Origin of the sequence: Plantactinospora sp. WMMC1484 (assembly GCF_049315195.1) — a bacterium.
Lineage (GTDB): Bacteria > Actinomycetota > Actinomycetes > Mycobacteriales > Micromonosporaceae > Plantactinospora.
Window position 1 is genome coordinate 7,160,074 of sequence record NZ_CP186055.1, and the last position, 18,126, is coordinate 7,178,199.

Below are 18,126 nucleotides of genomic sequence, written 5' to 3' on the forward strand. Positions count from 1 at the left end.
CAACAAGTGCGGTGCGGTGGGGGTTCAGTCCCAGGCCGCGCCGAGGGTGCCGAGCTGGTCGGCGTACTCGATGTGGTCGCGCCAGCCGGCGGGCCAGGCCGCCATCCCGTACGCGGCGCCGAGGAAGGCACCGGTCAGGCAGGCGATGGAGTCGGAGTCGCCGGAGGTGGTGGCGGCGCGCGCCAGGGCCGTGACCGGCTCGTCGGCGTGCCGGACCGCACAGAGCAGGGCCGTGGCCAGAGCCTCCTCGGCGACCCAGCCCGCCCCGGTGGCCTCGCACGGGTCGGCGCCGTCATCCGGCCGCGCCAACGCGGCGTCGAGCCGGTCGAGCGCGGTCAGGCACTCGGCCCAACCCTGCCCGATGAAGGTCACCGGGTCGTCGGTGTCGGGCTGCCGCCAGAGGTCGTCGAGCCACTCCGCCCGGTAGATGCCGCGTTGCCGCTCGGCCCGGTCACGCAGCAGGTCGGGCAGGTCGGTGGGCGCGGCGCCGTCGCGCAGCACCCGAACCGCGTACGCGGTCAGCTCGCTCGCGGCCAGCCCGGTCGGGTGGCCGTGGGTCAGCCCGGCCTGCAACTGGGCGATCCCGGCAAGGGTCTCCAGATCGTAGCCGGGCACCAGGCCGACCGGAGTGACCCGCATGTTGGCGCCGCAGCCCTTGGAGCCGGCCACCGTCGCCTCCTGCCAGCGCATCTCCTCGGCCAGTCCGGCGCAGGCCCGCAGGCAGGTCATCCCAGGAGCGCGGTCGTTCTCCGGGCTCCGGGCCCAGGCCACGAAGCGCCGCCGGAGCAGCGGCTCCAGCACCTCGGGGGTGGTCGCCTGACCGGCGTCGTGCAACGCCCAGCCGACCGCCAGCCCCAACTGGGTGTCGTCGGTGACCCGGGCCGGCTGCCCGACCAGGTCACGCGGACCGCCCGGACCGTAGCGTCGCCGGATCTCGGCCACCGACAGAAACTCCGTCGGCCCCCCGAGGGCGTCGCCGTAGGCCAGCCCGAAGAGCGACCCGGAGGCCAGGGCGGAACGGATCGCGGCGGCTGAGCCGGTCGCGGCGGCTGAGCCGGTCGGTAAGGCGGCGGAAGCGGTCGGCACGGCAGCCGGATCGTCCATGGCGGCCATCCTCCCGGAGGCGGTCCCGCGCCGACAATCCCTCGGCCGGCCGGCCCGGCTGCCGTCGGGCGGGACCTCCGGTACTCAGTCGTCCCAGCAGAGGCAGAACGGGTGGCCGACCGGATCGGCGTAGACCCGCCAGCTCTCGCCCGAGCCGGGCAGCCGGGTGGCGCCGAGCGCCAGCACCTTGGCCTCGGCTGCCTCGATCTCGTCGACCGTGACATCCAGGTGGAACTGTTGCGGGCGGTCCGGGTCGGGCCAGCGCGGCTCCCGAAGGTTGACCGCCCGCTGGAAGGCGAGCCGGGGGTGCTGCCCGGGCTCGCCGCCGAGCACCGTCCAGCCGTCCTCGTCGTCGGCGCCACGATCGTCGACGGGCAACCCGAGCAGCTCGGAATAGAAGCCGGCCAGGGCCCGCGGATCGGGACAGTCGATCACGACGGTGCGGAGTTGACCAATCATGCGGCACATCCTGCCCGCCACCTACGACAGGAAACCTACTGAAACCTACTCCTCGGCGAGTCGCCGGCCGGCGTCCCGGCAGGCCGTGAGGACGGTACGGGCGTAGTCGTCGGTGGCGCCGGCCAGCCCGCAGGCCGGGGTCACCACGACCTGCTCCGCGAGCCGGGCCCGGGGAAAGCCGAGCCGGTCCCAGAGCTGGCGTACCCGATCGGCGACCTGTGCCGACGAGGGCGCGCGCCCGTTCGACGACGGCCCGCCCCGGTCCGGCGGCGGCAGCGTCGGCGCGGCACCGGCGAAGAGGCCCAGCCCGGCGTCGATCGCCTCGCCGACCGGGTCGAGGCGGTCCAGCAGGGCCAGGTCGAGCGCGACCGCAACCGCGCCGCTGGCCCGGATCAGGTCCAGCGGTACGTCCGGGGCGCAGCAGTGCAGCACGACCGGCGCGTCGACCGCCGAGACCACGCCCCGGAGCAGCCCGGTCGCGGTACCCGACTCGACCGCCCGGTACGCTCCCAGCCCGCTCTCGGTCCGGACCCGCCCGGCCAGTACGGCCGGCAGCGCCGGCTCGTCCAGTTGGAGCAGCACCGTGGCCCGGGGCAGCCGGCGGCGGACCTGCGCCACATGCCCGCGCAGCCCTTCGGCGAGCGACTCGGTGAGTTCCCGGACCGCGCCCGGGTCCCGGAGCATCCGGCCACCGACCGGCAGCTCGATCTCGGCCGCCAGGGTGAGCGGGCCGGCCGCCTGGATCTTGAAAGTTCCGGTGAACTCGCCGGCCTGCTCGGTCATCTGGTCGAGGTCGCGTTCCAGCAGGTCCAGGGCGCGGCGCAGGTCCCGACCCGGCCGGCCCGCGATCCGCCAGCGGGCCGCGTACAGCTCGACGGGGAGCTCGACCAGCAGGCCGGCGCTTCGGCCGACCAGATCGGCGCCGGGCCCCCGGGCAGGCAGCTCGGGCAGGTGCGGCACCGGCAGCTCGCCGAGCACGACCCGCTGCGCCTCGGCGACGTCGCTGCCGGGCATCGACCCGATCCCGCTCGCCGCCCCGGCCGGCCACGGCCAGGCCGGTCCGGGCTCCCGCACCGGCTCCGCCATCTGCTCTCGATCGGTCACGCCGGCAGGCTACCCCGGCGCCGGCGGATCCATCTCCGCCCGCTCCTCCTGCCGTACCCGTTCGTCCCGCTGCCGCTCGGCCTCGCGCTTGTCGACGTGGCTGCCGCCGGCGTAGAGGTAGACCAGGACCAGGCCCAGCAGGATGACATGGACGACCGCGCCCACCGCCAGGGGCGGGAGCCGGACCAGGCCCGGTGTGCTGGCGAGGATCAGCACCACCGCCCCTCCGCTGCGCCAGACCGGATGCGCGTAGACCAGCAGGCCCATCAGGATCCGTCCGACCAGGAAGAGCGCCGCACCACCGACGATCGCCAGCGACCAGGAGGTCCGCGCCTCGCCGACCGGATGCATGATCATTATCTCGGCGCCGACCGCCGTGAGCACCACTCCGGCGATCATGATCGCGTGGCAGTACGCCGCGTAGACCCCGCCCCGGGGCTGGTTGCGCTCGATCGCCCCGCCGAGCCACCCGCTGACCGGCACGAAGTACATCCAGAGCATCAGGACGGCGTTGAAGAAGACCACGACGAACGCCAGCATCCGCAGGACGCCCAACCCCTCCCGGGTGTAGGTCAGCCCGCTGACCAGGATGACCTCGCCGAGCGCCACGATGAAGATCTGCCGGTACCGCTCGGAGAGGTGCTCGCCGACCACCCGTATCTGGGCCGGCGAGACCCGCCCGAGCCATGGCACCGGCCAGCCCTGGGAGGCGACGGCATAGTCGATCAGGATCGCCACCACCCAGAAGACCACTCTCATCGGCCCGGTGAGAATTCCACCGACGATCCAGGGGATCGCGGAGAGCCCGAACCAGATCGCGACCACCGCGCTCCGCCGCTGGATCGGGTGCCCCCGCAGCGCAGGGAGCAGCAGTGCGGCCCGGCCGAGGTGGATCAGCGCGTACGTCCCGGCGAAGACCAGACCGAACGAGCCGTACGCATGCGGTATGGCGGCACTCATCAGGAGTCCGGCCACCATCACGCCGAGGACGAGTCCCCGGATCAGGGGCTGGTTGGGGTCGTACCAGTCGGTCGACCAGGCGGTGGCGATCCAGATCCACCAGATGGCGGCCAGCAGGATCGCCGTCTGCCCGGCGTTGCGCCAGGTGAGGTGCTCGACCAGTCGGGCCGAGAGCAGGGCGAACGAGACGATGAAGGCCAGGTCGAAGAAGAGTTCGAGGAAGGACGCCTGCCGGGAGTGGGCACGGCGTCGCAGCAGCCGTTCCGGTCCCGGCCGTTCCGGCCGCTGCTCTTCCGCCAATTCGTCCGCCTTGCCTGGTACGCACCTTATTCGTACCATGCGACGGCGCCTCGACCTCCGCCGACGAGGAGTTTCGCCGGCAACCGTCGGGCCTTCCCGGGCGCAGCCTTCCCCGGCGCAGCCTTCCCGGGCGCCGAGGGCTCCGCGCCGGAACGGGTCGGTCAGGCGGCGACGCTGATGGTGGCGGAGCCGAGCACGATGTCACCGGCCGGATCGGGCCGGTATGCCACAACCGCCTGGCCGGCCGCGACCCCGCGGACCGGCTCGCGCAGCTCGGCGCGCAGCGTGCTGCCGTCGAGCCGGACCGTCGCCGGCACGACCTGGCCGTGCGCCCGCAACTGCACCTCGCAGTCGAACGGGCCGGTCGGCCGCACGCCGCCGGTCCAGACCGGACGCTCACCGGTCACCGTGGCGACCTCCAGCGCCTCGGCCGGGCCCACCGTCACGGTGTTGGTCGTCGGGGTGATCGAGAGCACGTAGCGGGGCCTGCCGTCCGGGGCCGGTACGCCGAGCGACAGCCCCTTGCGCTGCCCCACCGTGTACGCGTACGCCCCGCTGTGCGCGCCGACGACGGCACCGGTGCGGGCGTCGACGATCTCGCCGGGAGCCTCGCCGAGCCGGTCGGCGAGGAACCGCCGGGTGTCACCGTCGGCGATGAAGCAGATGTCGTGCGAGTCGGGCTTGTCGGCGACGGCGAGACCGCGCCGGGCCGCCTCGGCGCGCACCTGCGCCTTGGTCGAGTCGCCGAGCGGGAAGATCGACCGGTCGAGCTGCTCCCGGGTGAGCACCGCCAGCACGTACGACTGGTCCTTGGCGAGGTCGACGCTGCGCCGGAGCAGCCCGTCGGAGCCGAGCCGGGCGTGGTGGCCGGTGACCACCGCGTCGAAGCCGAGCGCCACCGCCCGGTCCAGCACCGCCGCAAACTTGATCTTCTCGTTGCAGCGCAGGCAGGGGTTCGGAGTGCGTCCGGCCGCATACTCGGCGACGAAGGTCTCCACCACGTCGTCGTGGAACCGGTCGGCCAGATCCCAGACGTAGAACGGGATGCCGAGCACGTCCGCGGCCCGCCGGGCGTCCCGGGAGTCCTCGAGGGTGCAGCAGCCCCGGGCACCGGTCCGGTACGTCTGCGGGTTGCGGGCCAGCGCCAGGTGCACGCCGGTGACGTCGTGTCCGGCCTCCACCGCGCGCGCGGCGGCCACCGCCGAGTCGACCCCGCCGGACATCGCTGCCAGTACCCTCACCCTGACGAGGGTAGCCGGTCAGGAAGGGTCCCTCGGCAGCCGTCAGCTCCGGGCGGACTTGACCGCCCCGGCGCGGCGTGCCCGCTCCACCACTGCGGGGAGCGCGGCGACCAGTGCGTCGACGTCGGCGGCGGTCGAGGTGTGCCCGAGCGAGAAGCGCAGCGACGACCGGGCACGGTCGTCGTCGGCACCCATCGCCAGCAGCACGTGCGAGGGCTGGGCCACCCCGGCCGAGCAGGCCGACCCGGTCGAGCAGGCGATCCCCTGCGCGTCGAGGAGCATCAGCAGGGCGTCACCCTCGCAGCCGGGGAAGGAGAAGTGCGCGTTGCCGGGGAGCCGGTCGGTCGGCTCGCCGTTGTAGACCGCCTCCGGCACCGCCTCCCGGACCCGGGCCACCAGGTCGTCGCGGAGTGCGGCGACCCGGGCCGCGTACTCCTGCTGGGTCTTGACCGCCGTCTCGACCGCGACGGCGAAGGCCACGATCCCGGCCGCGTCGAGGGTGCCGGAGCGGACGTCCCGCTCCTGCCCGCCGCCGTGCAGCACCGGCGTGCAGGCGACGTCCCGACCGAGCAGCAGTGCGCCGACCCCGACGGGGCCGCCGAGCTTGTGCCCGGTGACGGTGAGTGCGGCCACCCCGCTGGCGGCGAAGTCGACCGGCACCTGGCCGACCGCCTGCACCGCATCGGTGTGGAACGGGACGCCGTACGCGGCGGCCACCTCGGCGAGCGCGGCGATCGGCTGGACGCTGCCCACCTCGTTGTTCGCCCACATCGCGGTGACCAGGGCGATCTCGTCGGCGTGTGCGCCGAGTTCGGCAGCCAGCCGGTCGGGGTCGAGTCGGCCCATCCGGTCCACCGGCAGCCAGCTCGCGGCCGCCCCGTCCCGGGCGGCCAGCCACTCGACCGAGTCGAGGACGGCGTGGTGCTCCACCGCGCTCGCCACCACCCGGGTCCGGCCCGGGTCGGCGGCCCGCCGGGCCCAGAAGATGCCCTTGACCGCCAGGTTGTCGCTCTCGGTCCCGCCCCCGGTGAAGACGACCTCGGAGGGGCGGGCGCCGAGCGCGGCGGCGACCCGCTCTCGGGACTCCTCCACCCGGCGCCGGGCACCGCGGCCGGCGGCGTGCAGCGACGACGGGTTGCCGACCTCACGAGCGGTCGCCACGTAGGCATCCAACGCCTCGTCGAGCATCGGAGTGGTGGCGGCGTGATCCAGGTATGTCATCGGCGTCCAGCCTAGTGCCAGGGTGGCGGTCGCCCGCCGGGCCGCCGGGAGCGGATCCCGCCGGTCACGGGGCGGCGCCGGCGCAGCCTGTCGTGCCGGCGCCCTGCGACTCCGTCCTGTCCAGCGACGGAACCCGGCCGGGCGCCCCGCGAGGGGCCCGGCCGGGTAGCGGAGGTCACAGTAGCGAGGTCAGCGCCGCTTGCGAATCTCCTCGGCCGCCTGCGGTACGACCTTGAACAGGTCCCCGACCACGCCGAAGTCGGCAAGTTCGAAGATCGGCGCCTCGGCGTCCTTGTTCACCGCGACGATCGTCTTCGAGGTCTGCATGCCGGCCCGGTGCTGGATCGCGCCGGAGATGCCGAGGGCCACGTAGAGCTGCGGGGAGACGGTCTTGCCGGTCTGGCCCACCTGGAACTGGTGTGGGTAGAAGCCGGAGTCGACCGCGGCCCGGGACGCGCCCACCGCGCCGCCGAGCAGGTCGGCCAACTCCTCCACCAGCTTGAAGTTGTCGGCGTTGCCGACGCCGCGCCCGCCGGAGACCACCACCGAGGCCTCGGTCAGCTCCGGCCGGCTCCCCTTCTGTTCGGCCACCCGCTTCACGACCCGGGCGAGCCGGTCGGCGTCGCCGAGCGCGACGTCGAGCTGCTCGACGGCGGGGGTGGCGGCGGCGGGGCTCGGGGTCACCGAGTTGGGTCGCAGGGTCACCAGCGGCAGGCCCCGGGTCACCCTGGAGGTGACGATCGTCGAGCCGGCGAAGGCGACCTGGGTCGCGGTGCCGTCGGCGGCCAGCCCGACCACGTCGGTCAGGACGCCGTTGTCCAACTTGACCGCCAGTCGGGCGGCGATCTCCTTGCCCTCCTGGCTGGACGCCAGGAGCACGGCAGCCGGCTGGACCCGGCGGACCAGGTCGGCCAGCACGGTCGCCTTCGGCGCCACCAGGTAGCCGTCGATCTCCTCGTGCTCTGCGGCGTAGATCTTCTCCGCGCCGTACTCGCCCAGCCTGTCGCCGAGCGCCGCGGCGGCGCCGGGGCCACCGAGCACCACCGCGGCAGGTGTGCCCAGCTCACGGGCGAGGGTGAGCAGTTCGAGCGTGACCTTCTTGACGCCGAACTCCCGAGTGGCCTCGACGACGACGAGAACCTCAGCCATGATCATTCCTCCTGATTCCCGGTCGCGCTCAGACGAACTTCTCGGCGGCGAGGAACTCGACCAGCTTCGTCCCACCGGTGCCGTCGTCGGTGAAGCGCTCGCCGCCGGTCCGGGCCGGGCGGCGGCTGTGCTCCACCACCGTGCTGGTGGCGCCGCCGAAGCCGACCTCGTCGGCGGCGACGCCCAGATCGGCGAGGGAGAGCGTCTGCACCGGCTTCTTCTTCGCCGCCATGATGCCCTTGAAGGACGGGTAGCGGGGCTCGTTGATGGTGTCCCAGACCGAGACCACGGCCGGAGTCGCGGCGCTCACCACCTCGTAGCCCTCCTCGGTCTGCCGCTCCACCGTCAGGCTGGCGCCGTCGACGGTCAGCTTGCGGGCGCCGGTCAGCGCGGCGATGCCGAGCCGCTCGGCGAGCATGTGCGGCATCACCTGGACCCGGCCGTCGGTCGACTCGGCGCCGCAGAGCACCAGATCCGCGCCGAGCTGGCCGAGTGCCGCGGCGAGTACCTTGGAGGTGGTCACCGCGCAGGAGCCGTGCAGGGCGTCGTCGAGCACGTGTACGGCCTTGTCCGGCCCCATCGACAGCGCCTTGCGGATCGACTCCGCGGCCTTTTCCGGCCCCATGGTCAGCACGGTCACCTCACCGCCGGAAGCCTCCTTGATCCGCAACGCCTCCTCGATGGCGTACTCGTCCATCTCGTTGATGACGTTGTTTGCCGACCCCCGGTCGACGGTGTTGTCGTCACTGCGCAGGTTGCGGTCCGCGCCCGAGTCGGGCACCTGCTTGACGAGTACGACGATGTTCATCGCGCTACGACGACCCTCCTGTGAATGGCGATCTCCGCTGATCGTGCTCCGCTGATCGTGCCGGTCCCGCCGGGTTGCTCCGGAGCAGCCTCCCGCCTTCCTTAACGATCGGTCAAACCGAGGGCCGACCGCCGGGTGCCCGGGAGGGGTGTGGCGTTGTCAACAAGCAATGTTACCCGCAAGTAGCATAGGACCTCCGACAGCCCGGAGTGACCCGGCTCACGGGACGCGCCCGGCGGACTCGACGCGTCACCCTGAGGCGCCGAGCGCCTCGCGGACGGTCGCCATCATCGCCGCCTCGCTCGGACTGATCCCGTCGTGGGCCCGGGCCGCCTCCTCGGCGGCCCGCAACACCGCCGACCGGTAGCTGGCGACCTCGCCCGGGGCCTTGGCCCGGAGGATCTCCACCGACCGGCGCAGCGCCGGCAGCACCACCGCCGGCGCCTCGGCCGGCGACCCGCCGGGCAGCCGCGGCAGGGCACCGGTGGTGAGCAGCTCCCGGACCAGCCCGGTGGTGCCGGCGAAGGCGTTCGACGCCGCCAGGCTCTCCTTGATCATGGAGTACGCGCCCGGTTCGGCGCTCGACACCAGGAAGACGGCGCCGAACGCGGCACGCTTCAGGGTCGCCCGCTCCTCCTCGGTCAGCGGTTGCGTCACGGCTTCGGAGTGTAGACGTAGGGCGTGGTCGTGGTGACCGCGACGAAGCCGAGCCGCTGGAGGATCGGCCGGCTCTGCTCCGAGGCGTCCACCTGCAGGAGACTGAAGCCGCGCGCCTCGGCGAGCCGGGCGCGGTAGGCGAGCAGTGCCCGGTAGATCCCCCGGCGGCGCCAGTGCGGCAGCGTGGAGCCGCCCCACAGGGTGGCGAACCTCGTCCCGGGGACGAACCGGACCCAGCCGGCGCTGACCAGCTCGTCGTCGGTCTCGGCGACCACGATCGTCAGCGGCGGCTGGTCCACTGCGGCACCGGCGGCGAGCTCCCGCTCCAGCCCGTCGGCCAACCAGGAACCGTCGCCACCGTCGCCACCGTCGCCACCGTCGCCACCGTCGCCACCGTCGCCACCGCCGTCGTCGCTACCGTCGCCACCGCCGTTGCCGCGGTTGTTCCAGACCCGCACCTTCAGCTCCGCGATCCGGTCCAGGTCCGCGCGGTCGGTCACCTCACGCAGGCGTACGCCCTCGGGCGGCGCCGGCAGCGTCGCGGCCAGCGAGGCGACCGGGCCGATCACCACGGTCTCCCGCTCCTCCGGCGCGAAGCCGGCGGCGACCAGCCGGTCGGGCAGGTCGGCTGGCTCGTCGTGGCCGTGCAGCTTCCACTCGACCTGCTGGCCCAGCCCGGCGAAGTGGTCACGCTGCCGGACGATCAACTCGTCCAGCGCCGTCCCGGTCAGCCCAGCCAGATCCCGGTACGTCAGGAAGCCGCCCCGGTCCAGCCCCTGGATCCGCAGCAGCGGGCCGTCCCGGTCCACCGTCACCCCCGGCGGCACCGGCTCCGGCGGGCGGGCCCGCAACTGGCTGTCGTAGGCGGTCCGCAGCAACCCGGCGTCGAGGTCTGTCACCCGCCCAGGCTACGGGCGATGTCCACCCGATAACCTCCGAACGTGTACCGGGCGATCAGGCGGTGGTTCGACCCGCGGGAGCTGCGGGAGGTCGGCGAGACGCCGGACTACCGCTTCTCGCTTGCCAACGAGCGCACCTTCCTGGCCTGGCTGCGTACCGGGCTGGCGCTGATCGCCGGCGGGTTGGCCGTCGCGCAGTTCCTGCCCCCGATGCCCGTCCCGCAATTGCGCGAGGCGCTGGCCGTGGCGCTGCTGCTGCTCGGCGGGACGGTCGCGGTCCGGGCGGTGGACCACTGGGCGCGTACCGAACGTGCCATCCGGCTCGGCGAGGAGTTGCCCGCGTCGCGGTTTCCCGCCGTACTCGCCCTGCTGGTCGGGATCGGCGCCACCCTGCTGGTCGTGGCGGTGCTGATCCAGGCCGCCCGGAACCGATGAACTCGCCGCGCCGCCCGGGACCGATGAACCCGCGGCGCCGCCCGGAACCGGCGAACCCGCAGCGTCAGCCACCGGGGCGGGACGCCGGGCTGGCCACCGAGCGGACCCGGCTCGCCTGGCGGCGTACCGCTCTGGCGGTCGGCGTGGTGGCGGCGCTCACCGCCCGGCTGGCACTGTCGGACGGCACCCTCGGCACGGTGGTCACCGCCCTGGCCGGACTGGGCTGGCTCGTCGTGCTCGCGGTGACCTTTCCGCACGTCGCCGGCCGGCGGGCCCGGCACGCCCGCACGCTGCCGATGACCGCCCTGGTCACCGCCGGTTTCGCCGGACTCGGCCTGCTCCTGGTGCTGGCGTCGATGCGGTGAGGGCGTCCGGTGCGTCATCATGGCGAGATGGTCCGCCTCTACGCGCTCCTCGCCGTGATACAGCTCGTCCTGGCCGTCTTCGCCCTGATCAGTTGCCTCTCGGCGGAAGACGACGAAATCCGCGCACTCCCCCGGTTCGCCTGGGTTCTGATCATCCTGTTCTTCCCGCTCGTCGGTTCGATCGCCTGGTTCGTCGCCGGACGCCCGCAGAGCGCCGGACGCCCGACCTTCGGTACGCGACCGGCCGGCGGCCGGCCCTCCGTCGGCCCGGACCGCCGAGTGCCCGTCGCCCCGGACGACGATCCGGAGTTCCTCCGGTCCCTCGACAGCGAGCGGTCGAAGCAGGACCGCGAGCTGCTCGACCGCTGGGAGCGGGACCTGCGGCGACGCGAGGAGGAACTGCGGCGCCGGGAGGACCAGCCGCCCCGCCCCGAGGGGCGGGCGGAGCCGGGTGACCAGGCCGGAGCCACCGGCTGATCCGACCCGGGCGGCGGCTTCCGGGGCCCCGGCCGAAGACGCTGCCGGCCCGGACCTCCAGATCCACTCCGGCCAGCACGGTGGTCTCGCCGACGAAGCGTCTGACCAACCCCGCCGACGAAGCGTCTGACCAACCCCTCGGCCCGGATCGCGCCACTCATGAACTCGCTCCCGCCGACTTCCACCGGTGCGACCACCACCATGCCCAACGGGTCTGACGAGACGCTGACTCGGCGCTGACAGCGGCGATCCGGTGCTGTCGGCGCCGGGTCGATGACGGGCCACCCGTGCGGTACGGATGTCGGCCGTTCCGGGGATCCATGGCAGGTGGCGGCCGTACCATTGCCCGATCGGTGCCACCACCCCTCGCACCGCTGGTCGGCGCGGTTGCGCGCCCGGGGCGAAGGACGACAGGCATGACACACGGGGTGGTGGCTGGGCCGGCATGGCCGGTCGACGGGGCACCGGAGCCCGACGACCGCCGGCCGGAGCGGCTCGCGGGCCGTCCGGCCAGGCTCGGGGCACTGACCTTCGTACTGGCCCAGGCGGTGCTGCTCTTCTGGTGGGCGGCCCGCTATCCCGGTCTGTTCAGCCCGGACTCGCTCGACCACGTCTGGCAGGCCACCACCGGCAACTGGAACACCCATCACCCGGTCGGCTACACCGCTCTGGTCTGGTTGTCGGTGCAGCTCACCGGCGGGATCGGCGCGCTGACCCTGGTGCAGACCACCGCCCTGGCGGCCGGACTGGCGTACGCGGTCACCGGTCTGCGCCGGGTCGGCGGCCCGGCCTGGGGCTGGGTCACGGCGGCGGTGCTCGTCGTGGCGCTGCCTCCGGTCGGCACCTTCGCCGTCTGCGTGTGGAAGGACGTGCCGTTCGTCATCTGCCACGTCTTCCTGCTCGGCACGATGGCCCGGCTCGTGGCCGGCCGCCGGTCCGCCGAAACCGGCGCACCTGCCGGCATCGGCGGGAGTGGCGGCGGTGCCGGCAGTGGCGCCGGACCCTGGCCGGACGGCCGCCGGACGGCCGCCCGGGACGCCGGAACGGTCGCCCGGCACAGCGCGTCGGCACGCCGGGCCGGACGGCATACGGCCGCAGGCGCCCGGTCGCTACCGAAAGAGCTCTTCTGGGCGCTCCTCGCCGAGCTGACCCTGATCTGCCTGTTCCGGCAGAACGGCTTCGTGGTGGTGGCCATCGTCGGCGTGTTGCTGGCGGTGCTGCTGCGTGGGGCGGCGCTTCGGATCCTGCTCGCCGGGGCAGTGGCGGCCACGGTCGCCCTGCTGACCAACTGGGCCCTGCTGCCCGCGCTCGGGGTACGTGACAGCGAGTCCATTGTGGCCTACGAGACGTTCCTCGCCGACCTGGCTATCGGCTACGCCGAGGATCCGGCCGGGTTTCCCGCTGCCGACCTGACCCTGCTGGCGAAGGTCGCACCGCTCGCGCACTGGCAGCGGTCGGCGAGCTGCTACACCGTCGATCCGACCGTCTACCACCCCGACTTCGACCGCCGGGCCGCCGCGGCACACCGCAGCGAACTGCTCTCGGCGTGGTGGCGACTCGTCCGACGCGCGCCGGAGACGATCCTGGCGGCCCGGGTCTGCCGCAGTTCGATCGCCTGGCGTCCCACCCCTGCCGGCGGCCTGCATGCCAACCCGACCGCCTGGGCGTTGCCCGTCTATCTGGAGCGGGATGAACGGTTCCAGCGCGAGGAGGTGCTGGCGGTCGCGTACAGCCGGCCGCTCGGCGAGCGGATCGGCGATGTCGCGGACGTGCTCTACCGTCGGGTCGGCCAGCCCGAGTGGTTGCTGTGGCGTGGGGCGGGCTGGGCCTACCTGGCGTACCTGACGATCGGGTTACTGGCCTGGCGCCGCCGGGACCGGGCCCTGCTGGCGCTGGCCACGCTGAGCGTCGGCAACCAGCTCTCGGTGCTCGTGTTCAACCACGCGCAGGCCGCCCGCTATATGGCGGCACCGTTCGTTCTCGGCGTACTGCTGCTACCGCTTCTCGCGGCCCGCGGTCCGGCGCTGCCGGCGTCGGGCGGGCGGGCAACCGGCGACCCGGCGGCGGGTGGTACGGAACCGCCGCTGCGGGTCACCGAGTTGACCGTGGTGGCCGAGCCCGGCACCGCCGGATCACCCCCCCGGCCCGACCTGGCCACGGCGCTCGACCCGACGGTCCGGGCGCTGCGGCCCGACGCGACAGGCTGGCTTCCACAGTCCGCCGCCACGAGCCAGGTCGAGGCGACGGAGGAGGCCGGGCTCCGGGCACCACCCTTCGGACCGGCCGAATGGTGGACCGACTCCCCCGACCGGGCCCGTTGAGCCGGGCGCTTCCTCAGGCAGCCGGCACCTCCGGCAGCCGGCCTCTCAGCGGGCGGTTCGGGAGGTACTGCCGGTTTCTCGCTGAGGGTGAAGAGGCCGGGCCGGGTTTGGGTCAGCTGACGGGTCGTCATTTGCCGATGGCGGCAGGGCGTCGACGCCGAGTTCGTGCGCGTTGCGTCCGTAGACGACGGTGGCCAGCGAGAGGTCGCGGGCCGGCTTCGGCGGGTCCGCGCCCACGCCCTTGACGAAGAAGCCGAGCAACGCCGCCTGCACGCCCTGCTGACCAAGGCCAGCGCCGACTCCGACCCGCGCGGGGCAACGCGACTCAGCGGCCCGTGACGCTGCCGAAGTGGCATATCGTGGCCCACGATGCGGGATGTCTCGGGTCGCCGTTCTCGGGCAGCTGCACCTCAGGCGAGGTTGGACGAGCGGGGGTAGGCGTCGGTCGGGTCGGTGAGCACGTTGACCAGGTACGGCACGCCGGCCTCGAACGCCCGCTCCAGCGCCGGCCCCAGGTCGGCCGCCTTCGCCACGGTCTCGCCGGCACCGCCGAGCGCGGTCACCACCTGGTCGTAGCGAAGCTCCGGCTGAAGGTCGGCGGCGACGTCGTAGCCGTACATGCCACGCATCGGATGCTTCTCCAGGCCCCAGATGCCGTTGTTGCCGACCACGATCACCACCGGCAGGTTCTGCCGCACCAGCGACTCGACGTCCATCAGCGAGAAGCCGGCCGCCCCGTCGCCCATCAGCACGCAGATCTGCCGGTCGGGGTAGCTGACCCTGGCTCCCATCGCGTAGCCCATGCCGGTGCCGAGGCAGCCGTACGGGCCGGGGTCGAGCCAGGTGCCGGGCTGGGCGGGCTCGAGGTAGCGGCCGGCGTACGAGACGAAGTCGCCGCCGTCGCCGATGGTGACCGCGTCCGGGGCGAGCACCCGGCGCAGCTCGCCGTAGACCCTGGCCGGTTTGATCGGGTCGCTCTCGGCCGCCATCGCCGCCGCGTCCTTGGCCCGGGCGGCCTCCTCGGCGGTACGCAGCTCGGTGATCCACGACTCGTGGTCGGCCCGGTCCCCGGTGTGCTCGGCGAAGGCGGTCAGGATCAGCCGCAGGTCACCGGCGGGACTGACCGCCGGCTCGACGTGCCCGGCCCGCTGGGTCGGCGCGTCGACCACGTGCACCACCGTGGCGTCGCCGAAGTCGCCGAAGCCGAGCCGGAAGTCGAGCGGGGTGCCGACCACCACGACCACGTCGGCGCCGCCGAGTGCCATCCGGCGGGCCTTGGCGAAGCCGAGCGGGTGGCCGGGCGGCAGCGCACCCCGCCCCATCCCGTTGGTGAAGACCGGCACCCGGAGCGCCTCGGCGGCGGCGCGGAGCGCGTCGACGGCGTCGCCGACGTAGACGTCGGAGCCGGCGATCAGGACCGGACGTTCGGCGCCGGCGATCAGCCGGGCGGCGTTCGCCACCTCGTCCGGGTCCGGCTCGACGGGCGCGATCGCCGGACCGGTCGGGGCGTCGACCTCACCGGTCGAGAAGATCACCTCCAGTGGCAGGTCGAGGAAGACCGGACCCCGGTGCGGGCTCAGCGCCTCGGTCAGCGCCGCCGCCACCGCGCCCGGCACGTCGTCGGTCGACCAGACCGTGCCGGCGTGCTTGGTGACGGGGGCGACCAGCGGCACGTGGTCGATCTCCTGGAGGCTGCCCGCGCCCCAGCGGAAGGCCGGCGCCCGGCCGCCGAGCACCAGCACCGGCGAGGCGTTGAAGAATGCGCTGGTCAGCCCGGAGATCCCGTTGGTCACCCCGGGGCCGGCGGTGAGCACGGCCAGCCCTGGCCTGCGTTGCAGCTTGGCGACCGCCTCGGCGGCGAAGACGGCCGACTGCTCGTGCCGGACGTCGTAGATCGGAAAGTTGGTACGGTGCGCCGCGTCGTAGAGCGGGAAGACATGCCCACCGGAGAGGGTGAACATCTCCGAGACGCCGTACGCTCGCAGGGCCGCCAGGGCCAGGTCGCCGCCGTGTCCTTCGATCCGTCCGGTCATCGCCGCTCCCGTCGTACGCCGTGGGCTTCCCGCTCGTCGCCGCGTGGTCCTGCTCGCTGCTCCGTGAGGTCGTCGGTGCGAGGTTACCGGCCAGTCACGTAGAACGTGAACAACACGCGCCGGCGCCGGGTCGTCGCGGACTCAGCAGCTGGTCGCGGACTCAGCAGCTGGTCGGGACTCAGCGGCCGGTGAAGTCGGGGCGGCGCTTCTCGACGAAGGCGGCCATCCCCTCGCGGCGGTCGTCGGTGGCGAAGAGCGCGGCGAAGAGCTGGCTCTCCCAGGCCAGCCCGGAGGCGAGATCCATCTCCAGCCCGCCGTCCACGGCCAGCTTCGCCGCCCGCAGCGCCTGGGCCGGCCCGGTCAGGTACGGTCGGACCAGCGCCACCGCCTCGGCGTACACCTGATCGGCCGGGACCACCCGGTCGGCGAGCCCGATCCGGAGCGCCTCGGCAGCGTCGACCATCCGGCCGGACATGATCAGGTCCTTCGCCCGGGCCGGGCCGACGAGCCGGGCCAGCCGCTGGGTGCCGCCGGCACCGGGGATGATGCCGAGCTTGATCTCCGGCTGGCCGAGCTTCGCGTCCTCGGCGACCACCCGCCAGTCGCAGGCCAGCGCCAGTTCACAGCCGCCGCCGAGGGCGTACCCGGTGATCGCCGCCACCACCGGCTTCGGGATCCGGGCCAGCGCACCGAGCGCGCTGGAGAGGTCGGCGGCCCGCGCCGCCATGTCCACGTACGACATGTCGGCCATCTCCTTGATGTCCGCGCCGGCCGCGAAGACCTTCTCCCCGCCGTACACGATGACCGCGCGGACGTCCGGGTCGGCGGAGACCTCGGTCGCGGCGGCGCGCAACTCCTCCTGGACTCCCGTGTTCAGCGCGTTCATCGGCGGCCGGTCCAGCCGGATCGTGCCGATACCCTCGCTGGTCTCCACCCGGACGAAGTCGCCCACAGCCCACCTCCACGTCGAAGTCGCGAGGCCCACCCTAACGGGCGTTCGGAGCCGGAGGTCACCGCCGGGGCCGGCCACGACGGCGTCCCGCCGGGGAGACCGGCGGCGCCGTTTCGGGCGATGGCACCCGAACGGGTGGTCAACGGTTCCGACCGTCGAGGTGGGATTCACGCCTTCCGGCGCGGGGTAACCTCGACCAGGTCCAGCTTTTCGAAACATCTCACACGTCAGCCGGGGCGGGATGGTGATGATCACCTACTACGACGACCGACGGGTACGGATCACCTCCAAGGCGATCCGGATCGACGGCCGGTCGTACCCGTTGACCGAGGTCGACCAGGTCTGGCACGTCCGAGGCGGCCGCTCCTGGGGCAACCTCGCCGGCCGGGGCGCGCTGCTCGCCGCCATCGCCGGCCCGCTGGTCGCCGCCGTGCTCGGCCTGCTGATCGCGGTACGCCTGCACACCTCGCTCACCGTCTCGATAGCGATCGTCGGCGCCTCCGTCCTGGTCGGACTGGCCGTCGCTCCGGTCGCCGACTACCTGCTCGAACACGTCGACCGCACCTACACCCGGGGCGCGTACCGGCGGGAGATCTGGGCACAGTGGCGCGGTGCGCCGGTCCGGCTGCTGACCACCGGTGACGCGCTGCGGTTCGGCCGGATCTACCGGGCCCTGGAACGCGCCGTCGAGCAGGCCAGCGCCAGCCCTGCCCGCCGCTGAACGCGGCGCCGACGTTTCCTCCACGGGGGCTGACCCGAATCCGACTCTTCCCGGCGGTAGCCGGGCGGTCGGTGGTCGCGCTTTGCTGGAACGGTGACGCTCTATTACCGGGACGACACGGTACGGGTAACCTCCGACACCATCCACGTCAACGGGCTCGCTCCGGTGCCGATCGCCGAGGTGTCGTACGTCTGGCACGCCCGTGCCCGGGGCACGGCCCGGACCCGGGGGCGGCTGCTCGGGCGGGGCGCACTCATCTTCCTGCTGTCGATCCCGCCGCTGGTCGCGATGATCTGCGTGCTGGCACTGGCCTACTCGGCACAGGACCGGGGCGAGTGGAAGCTCGCGGCGCTCGTGCTCGCGGTCTGCGTCGTCGGGGCGCTGGCCCTGTATCCGTTCCTGGAACTGCCGCTCTACTGGCTCGACCGGTCCTACGAGCGGGGCGTGCGGGTGCAGGAACTGTGGGTGCAGTACGCCGGCCACGAGGTGCTGCTGCTCCGCACCTCGGACGCGCTGCGGTTCGGCCAGATCTACCGGGCCGTACAGCGCGCCATCGAGCAGCACAGCCCGGAGGGGTGACCGGAATCGTTGCCGGGCGACGAGGGGTGGTCGTCGCCGGGCGACGAGGGGTGGTCGTTCCTGGGCGACGAGGGTCCGGCGTGGGAGAACGCGGTCGTTCCGGCGTTCTCCCACGTCTGGCCGTGCTCGGCGGTGGTCAGTCGCAGAGATCCCAGGCGAAGCTGCCGCTGGAGATCCAGACCGAACTGGTGACCGGAGCCCTCGACGGCACGGTGCCGTACCCCTCGAAGCAGATGCCGCCCCAGTTCACGTTCGAGCGTGCTGGCCTCGACCCGCCGTTGCCGTTCGCGACGGGGCCCGCCACGCCACGTAGGAGCGCCGGCCTCGACAAGCCGCTCGGA

20 protein-coding genes are annotated in these 18,126 nt (G+C 73.3%); 6 read left to right on the forward strand and 14 right to left on the reverse strand.

The genetic code is table 11. From position 1 onward, the window contains the following. Nucleotides 1-24: 24 nt before the first annotated feature. The 10 genes from ACN28C_RS30790 to ACN28C_RS30835 all read right to left on the reverse strand — a co-directional run bounded on the left by ACN28C_RS30790 (nt 25) and on the right by ACN28C_RS30835 (nt 9,902). Nucleotides 25-1,104: an ADP-ribosylglycohydrolase family protein gene (locus tag ACN28C_RS30790; RefSeq protein WP_422770988.1), complete on the reverse strand. Its 1,080-nt coding sequence runs from the start codon at nt 1,102-1,104 to the stop codon at nt 25-27. 84 nt (nt 1,105-1,188) lie between these two features. After that, on the reverse strand, nt 1,189-1,563 hold the full coding sequence (locus tag ACN28C_RS30795) for a VOC family protein (protein ID WP_422770989.1): 375 nt from the start codon (nt 1,561-1,563) through the stop codon (nt 1,189-1,191). Nucleotides 1,564-1,608: 45 nt separating this feature from the next. Continuing rightward, entirely contained in the window at nt 1,609-2,649 is a 1,041-nt protein-coding gene (locus tag ACN28C_RS30800; RefSeq protein ID WP_422774877.1) for a methionine synthase, read from the reverse strand. 27 nt (nt 2,650-2,676) lie between these two features. Then, nucleotides 2,677-3,927, reverse strand: coding sequence for a low temperature requirement protein A (locus ACN28C_RS30805; protein ID WP_422770990.1), 1,251 nt, complete (start codon nt 3,925-3,927; stop codon nt 2,677-2,679). Between the two features lie 161 nt (nt 3,928-4,088). Further along, nucleotides 4,089-5,168, reverse strand: coding sequence for a tRNA 2-thiouridine(34) synthase MnmA (gene mnmA / locus ACN28C_RS30810; protein ID WP_422770991.1), 1,080 nt, complete (start codon nt 5,166-5,168; stop codon nt 4,089-4,091). A gap of 42 nt (nt 5,169-5,210) precedes the next feature. Further along, complete coding sequence (locus ACN28C_RS30815) at nt 5,211-6,389, reverse strand: cysteine desulfurase family protein (RefSeq protein ID WP_422770992.1); 1,179 nt, start codon at nt 6,387-6,389, stop codon at nt 5,211-5,213. A 189-nt stretch (nt 6,390-6,578) separates the two neighbouring features. Further along, nucleotides 6,579-7,538, reverse strand: a complete 960-nt coding sequence (locus tag ACN28C_RS30820; RefSeq protein ID WP_422770993.1) for an electron transfer flavoprotein subunit alpha/FixB family protein — start codon at nt 7,536-7,538, stop codon at nt 6,579-6,581. A 28-nt stretch (nt 7,539-7,566) separates the two neighbouring features. After that, the gene (locus ACN28C_RS30825; protein ID WP_422770994.1) at nt 7,567-8,346 is read right to left on the reverse strand and encodes an electron transfer flavoprotein subunit beta/FixA family protein; all 780 of its coding nucleotides are present in this window, start codon (nt 8,344-8,346) and stop codon (nt 7,567-7,569) included. Nucleotides 8,347-8,595: 249 nt separating this feature from the next. Beyond that, nucleotides 8,596-9,003 (reverse strand): hypothetical protein, encoded by a 408-nt coding sequence (locus ACN28C_RS30830; protein ID WP_422770995.1) that lies wholly within the window; start codon nt 9,001-9,003, stop codon nt 8,596-8,598. Next, nucleotides 9,000-9,902, reverse strand: coding sequence for a GNAT family N-acetyltransferase (locus ACN28C_RS30835; RefSeq protein WP_422770996.1), 903 nt, complete (start codon nt 9,900-9,902; stop codon nt 9,000-9,002). Before ACN28C_RS30835 ends, ACN28C_RS30830 begins: the two co-directional genes overlap by 4 nt. A gap of 42 nt (nt 9,903-9,944) precedes the next feature. Here ACN28C_RS30835 and ACN28C_RS30840 point away from each other — a divergent pair, with 42 nt between their 5' ends. From ACN28C_RS30840 to ACN28C_RS30855, 4 genes are all read left to right on the forward strand, one after another. Next, nucleotides 9,945-10,337: a YidH family protein gene (locus ACN28C_RS30840; protein ID WP_422770997.1), complete on the forward strand. Its 393-nt coding sequence runs from the start codon at nt 9,945-9,947 to the stop codon at nt 10,335-10,337. 23 nt (nt 10,338-10,360) lie between these two features. After that, nucleotides 10,361-10,702, forward strand: a complete 342-nt coding sequence (locus ACN28C_RS30845; protein WP_422770998.1) for a DUF202 domain-containing protein — start codon at nt 10,361-10,363, stop codon at nt 10,700-10,702. Between the two features lie 27 nt (nt 10,703-10,729). Beyond that, entirely contained in the window at nt 10,730-11,179 is a 450-nt protein-coding gene (locus ACN28C_RS30850; protein ID WP_422770999.1) for a PLD nuclease N-terminal domain-containing protein, read from the forward strand. A 416-nt stretch (nt 11,180-11,595) separates the two neighbouring features. Then, the gene (locus tag ACN28C_RS30855; protein ID WP_422771000.1) at nt 11,596-13,500 is read left to right on the forward strand and encodes a hypothetical protein; all 1,905 of its coding nucleotides are present in this window, start codon (nt 11,596-11,598) and stop codon (nt 13,498-13,500) included. Between the two features lie 45 nt (nt 13,501-13,545). On the opposite strand, the gene ACN28C_RS30860 is transcribed toward ACN28C_RS30855, so the two are convergent. The 3 genes from ACN28C_RS30860 to ACN28C_RS30870 form a co-directional block, all read right to left on the reverse strand. Further along, nucleotides 13,546-13,761: a hypothetical protein gene (locus tag ACN28C_RS30860; protein ID WP_422771001.1), complete on the reverse strand. Its 216-nt coding sequence runs from the start codon at nt 13,759-13,761 to the stop codon at nt 13,546-13,548. A 149-nt stretch (nt 13,762-13,910) separates the two neighbouring features. After that, nucleotides 13,911-15,533, reverse strand: coding sequence for an acetolactate synthase (locus tag ACN28C_RS30865; protein WP_422771002.1), 1,623 nt, complete (start codon nt 15,531-15,533; stop codon nt 13,911-13,913). A 178-nt stretch (nt 15,534-15,711) separates the two neighbouring features. Next, nucleotides 15,712-16,485, reverse strand: coding sequence for an enoyl-CoA hydratase-related protein (locus ACN28C_RS30870; RefSeq protein WP_422771003.1), 774 nt, complete (start codon nt 16,483-16,485; stop codon nt 15,712-15,714). Nucleotides 16,486-16,732: 247 nt separating this feature from the next. Here ACN28C_RS30870 and ACN28C_RS30875 point away from each other — a divergent pair, with 247 nt between their 5' ends. Both ACN28C_RS30875 and ACN28C_RS30880 read left to right on the forward strand, forming a co-directional pair. Beyond that, nucleotides 16,733-17,206: a DUF6232 family protein gene (locus ACN28C_RS30875; protein ID WP_422771004.1), complete on the forward strand. Its 474-nt coding sequence runs from the start codon at nt 16,733-16,735 to the stop codon at nt 17,204-17,206. Nucleotides 17,207-17,299: 93 nt separating this feature from the next. After that, nucleotides 17,300-17,785: a DUF6232 family protein gene (locus ACN28C_RS30880; protein ID WP_422771005.1), complete on the forward strand. Its 486-nt coding sequence runs from the start codon at nt 17,300-17,302 to the stop codon at nt 17,783-17,785. Between the two features lie 136 nt (nt 17,786-17,921). Here the strand turns inward: ACN28C_RS30880 and ACN28C_RS30885 are convergent, their stop codons facing one another. After that, nucleotides 17,922-18,089: a hypothetical protein gene (locus tag ACN28C_RS30885; protein WP_422771006.1), complete on the reverse strand. Its 168-nt coding sequence runs from the start codon at nt 18,087-18,089 to the stop codon at nt 17,922-17,924. Nucleotides 18,090-18,126: the final 37 nt, after the last annotated feature.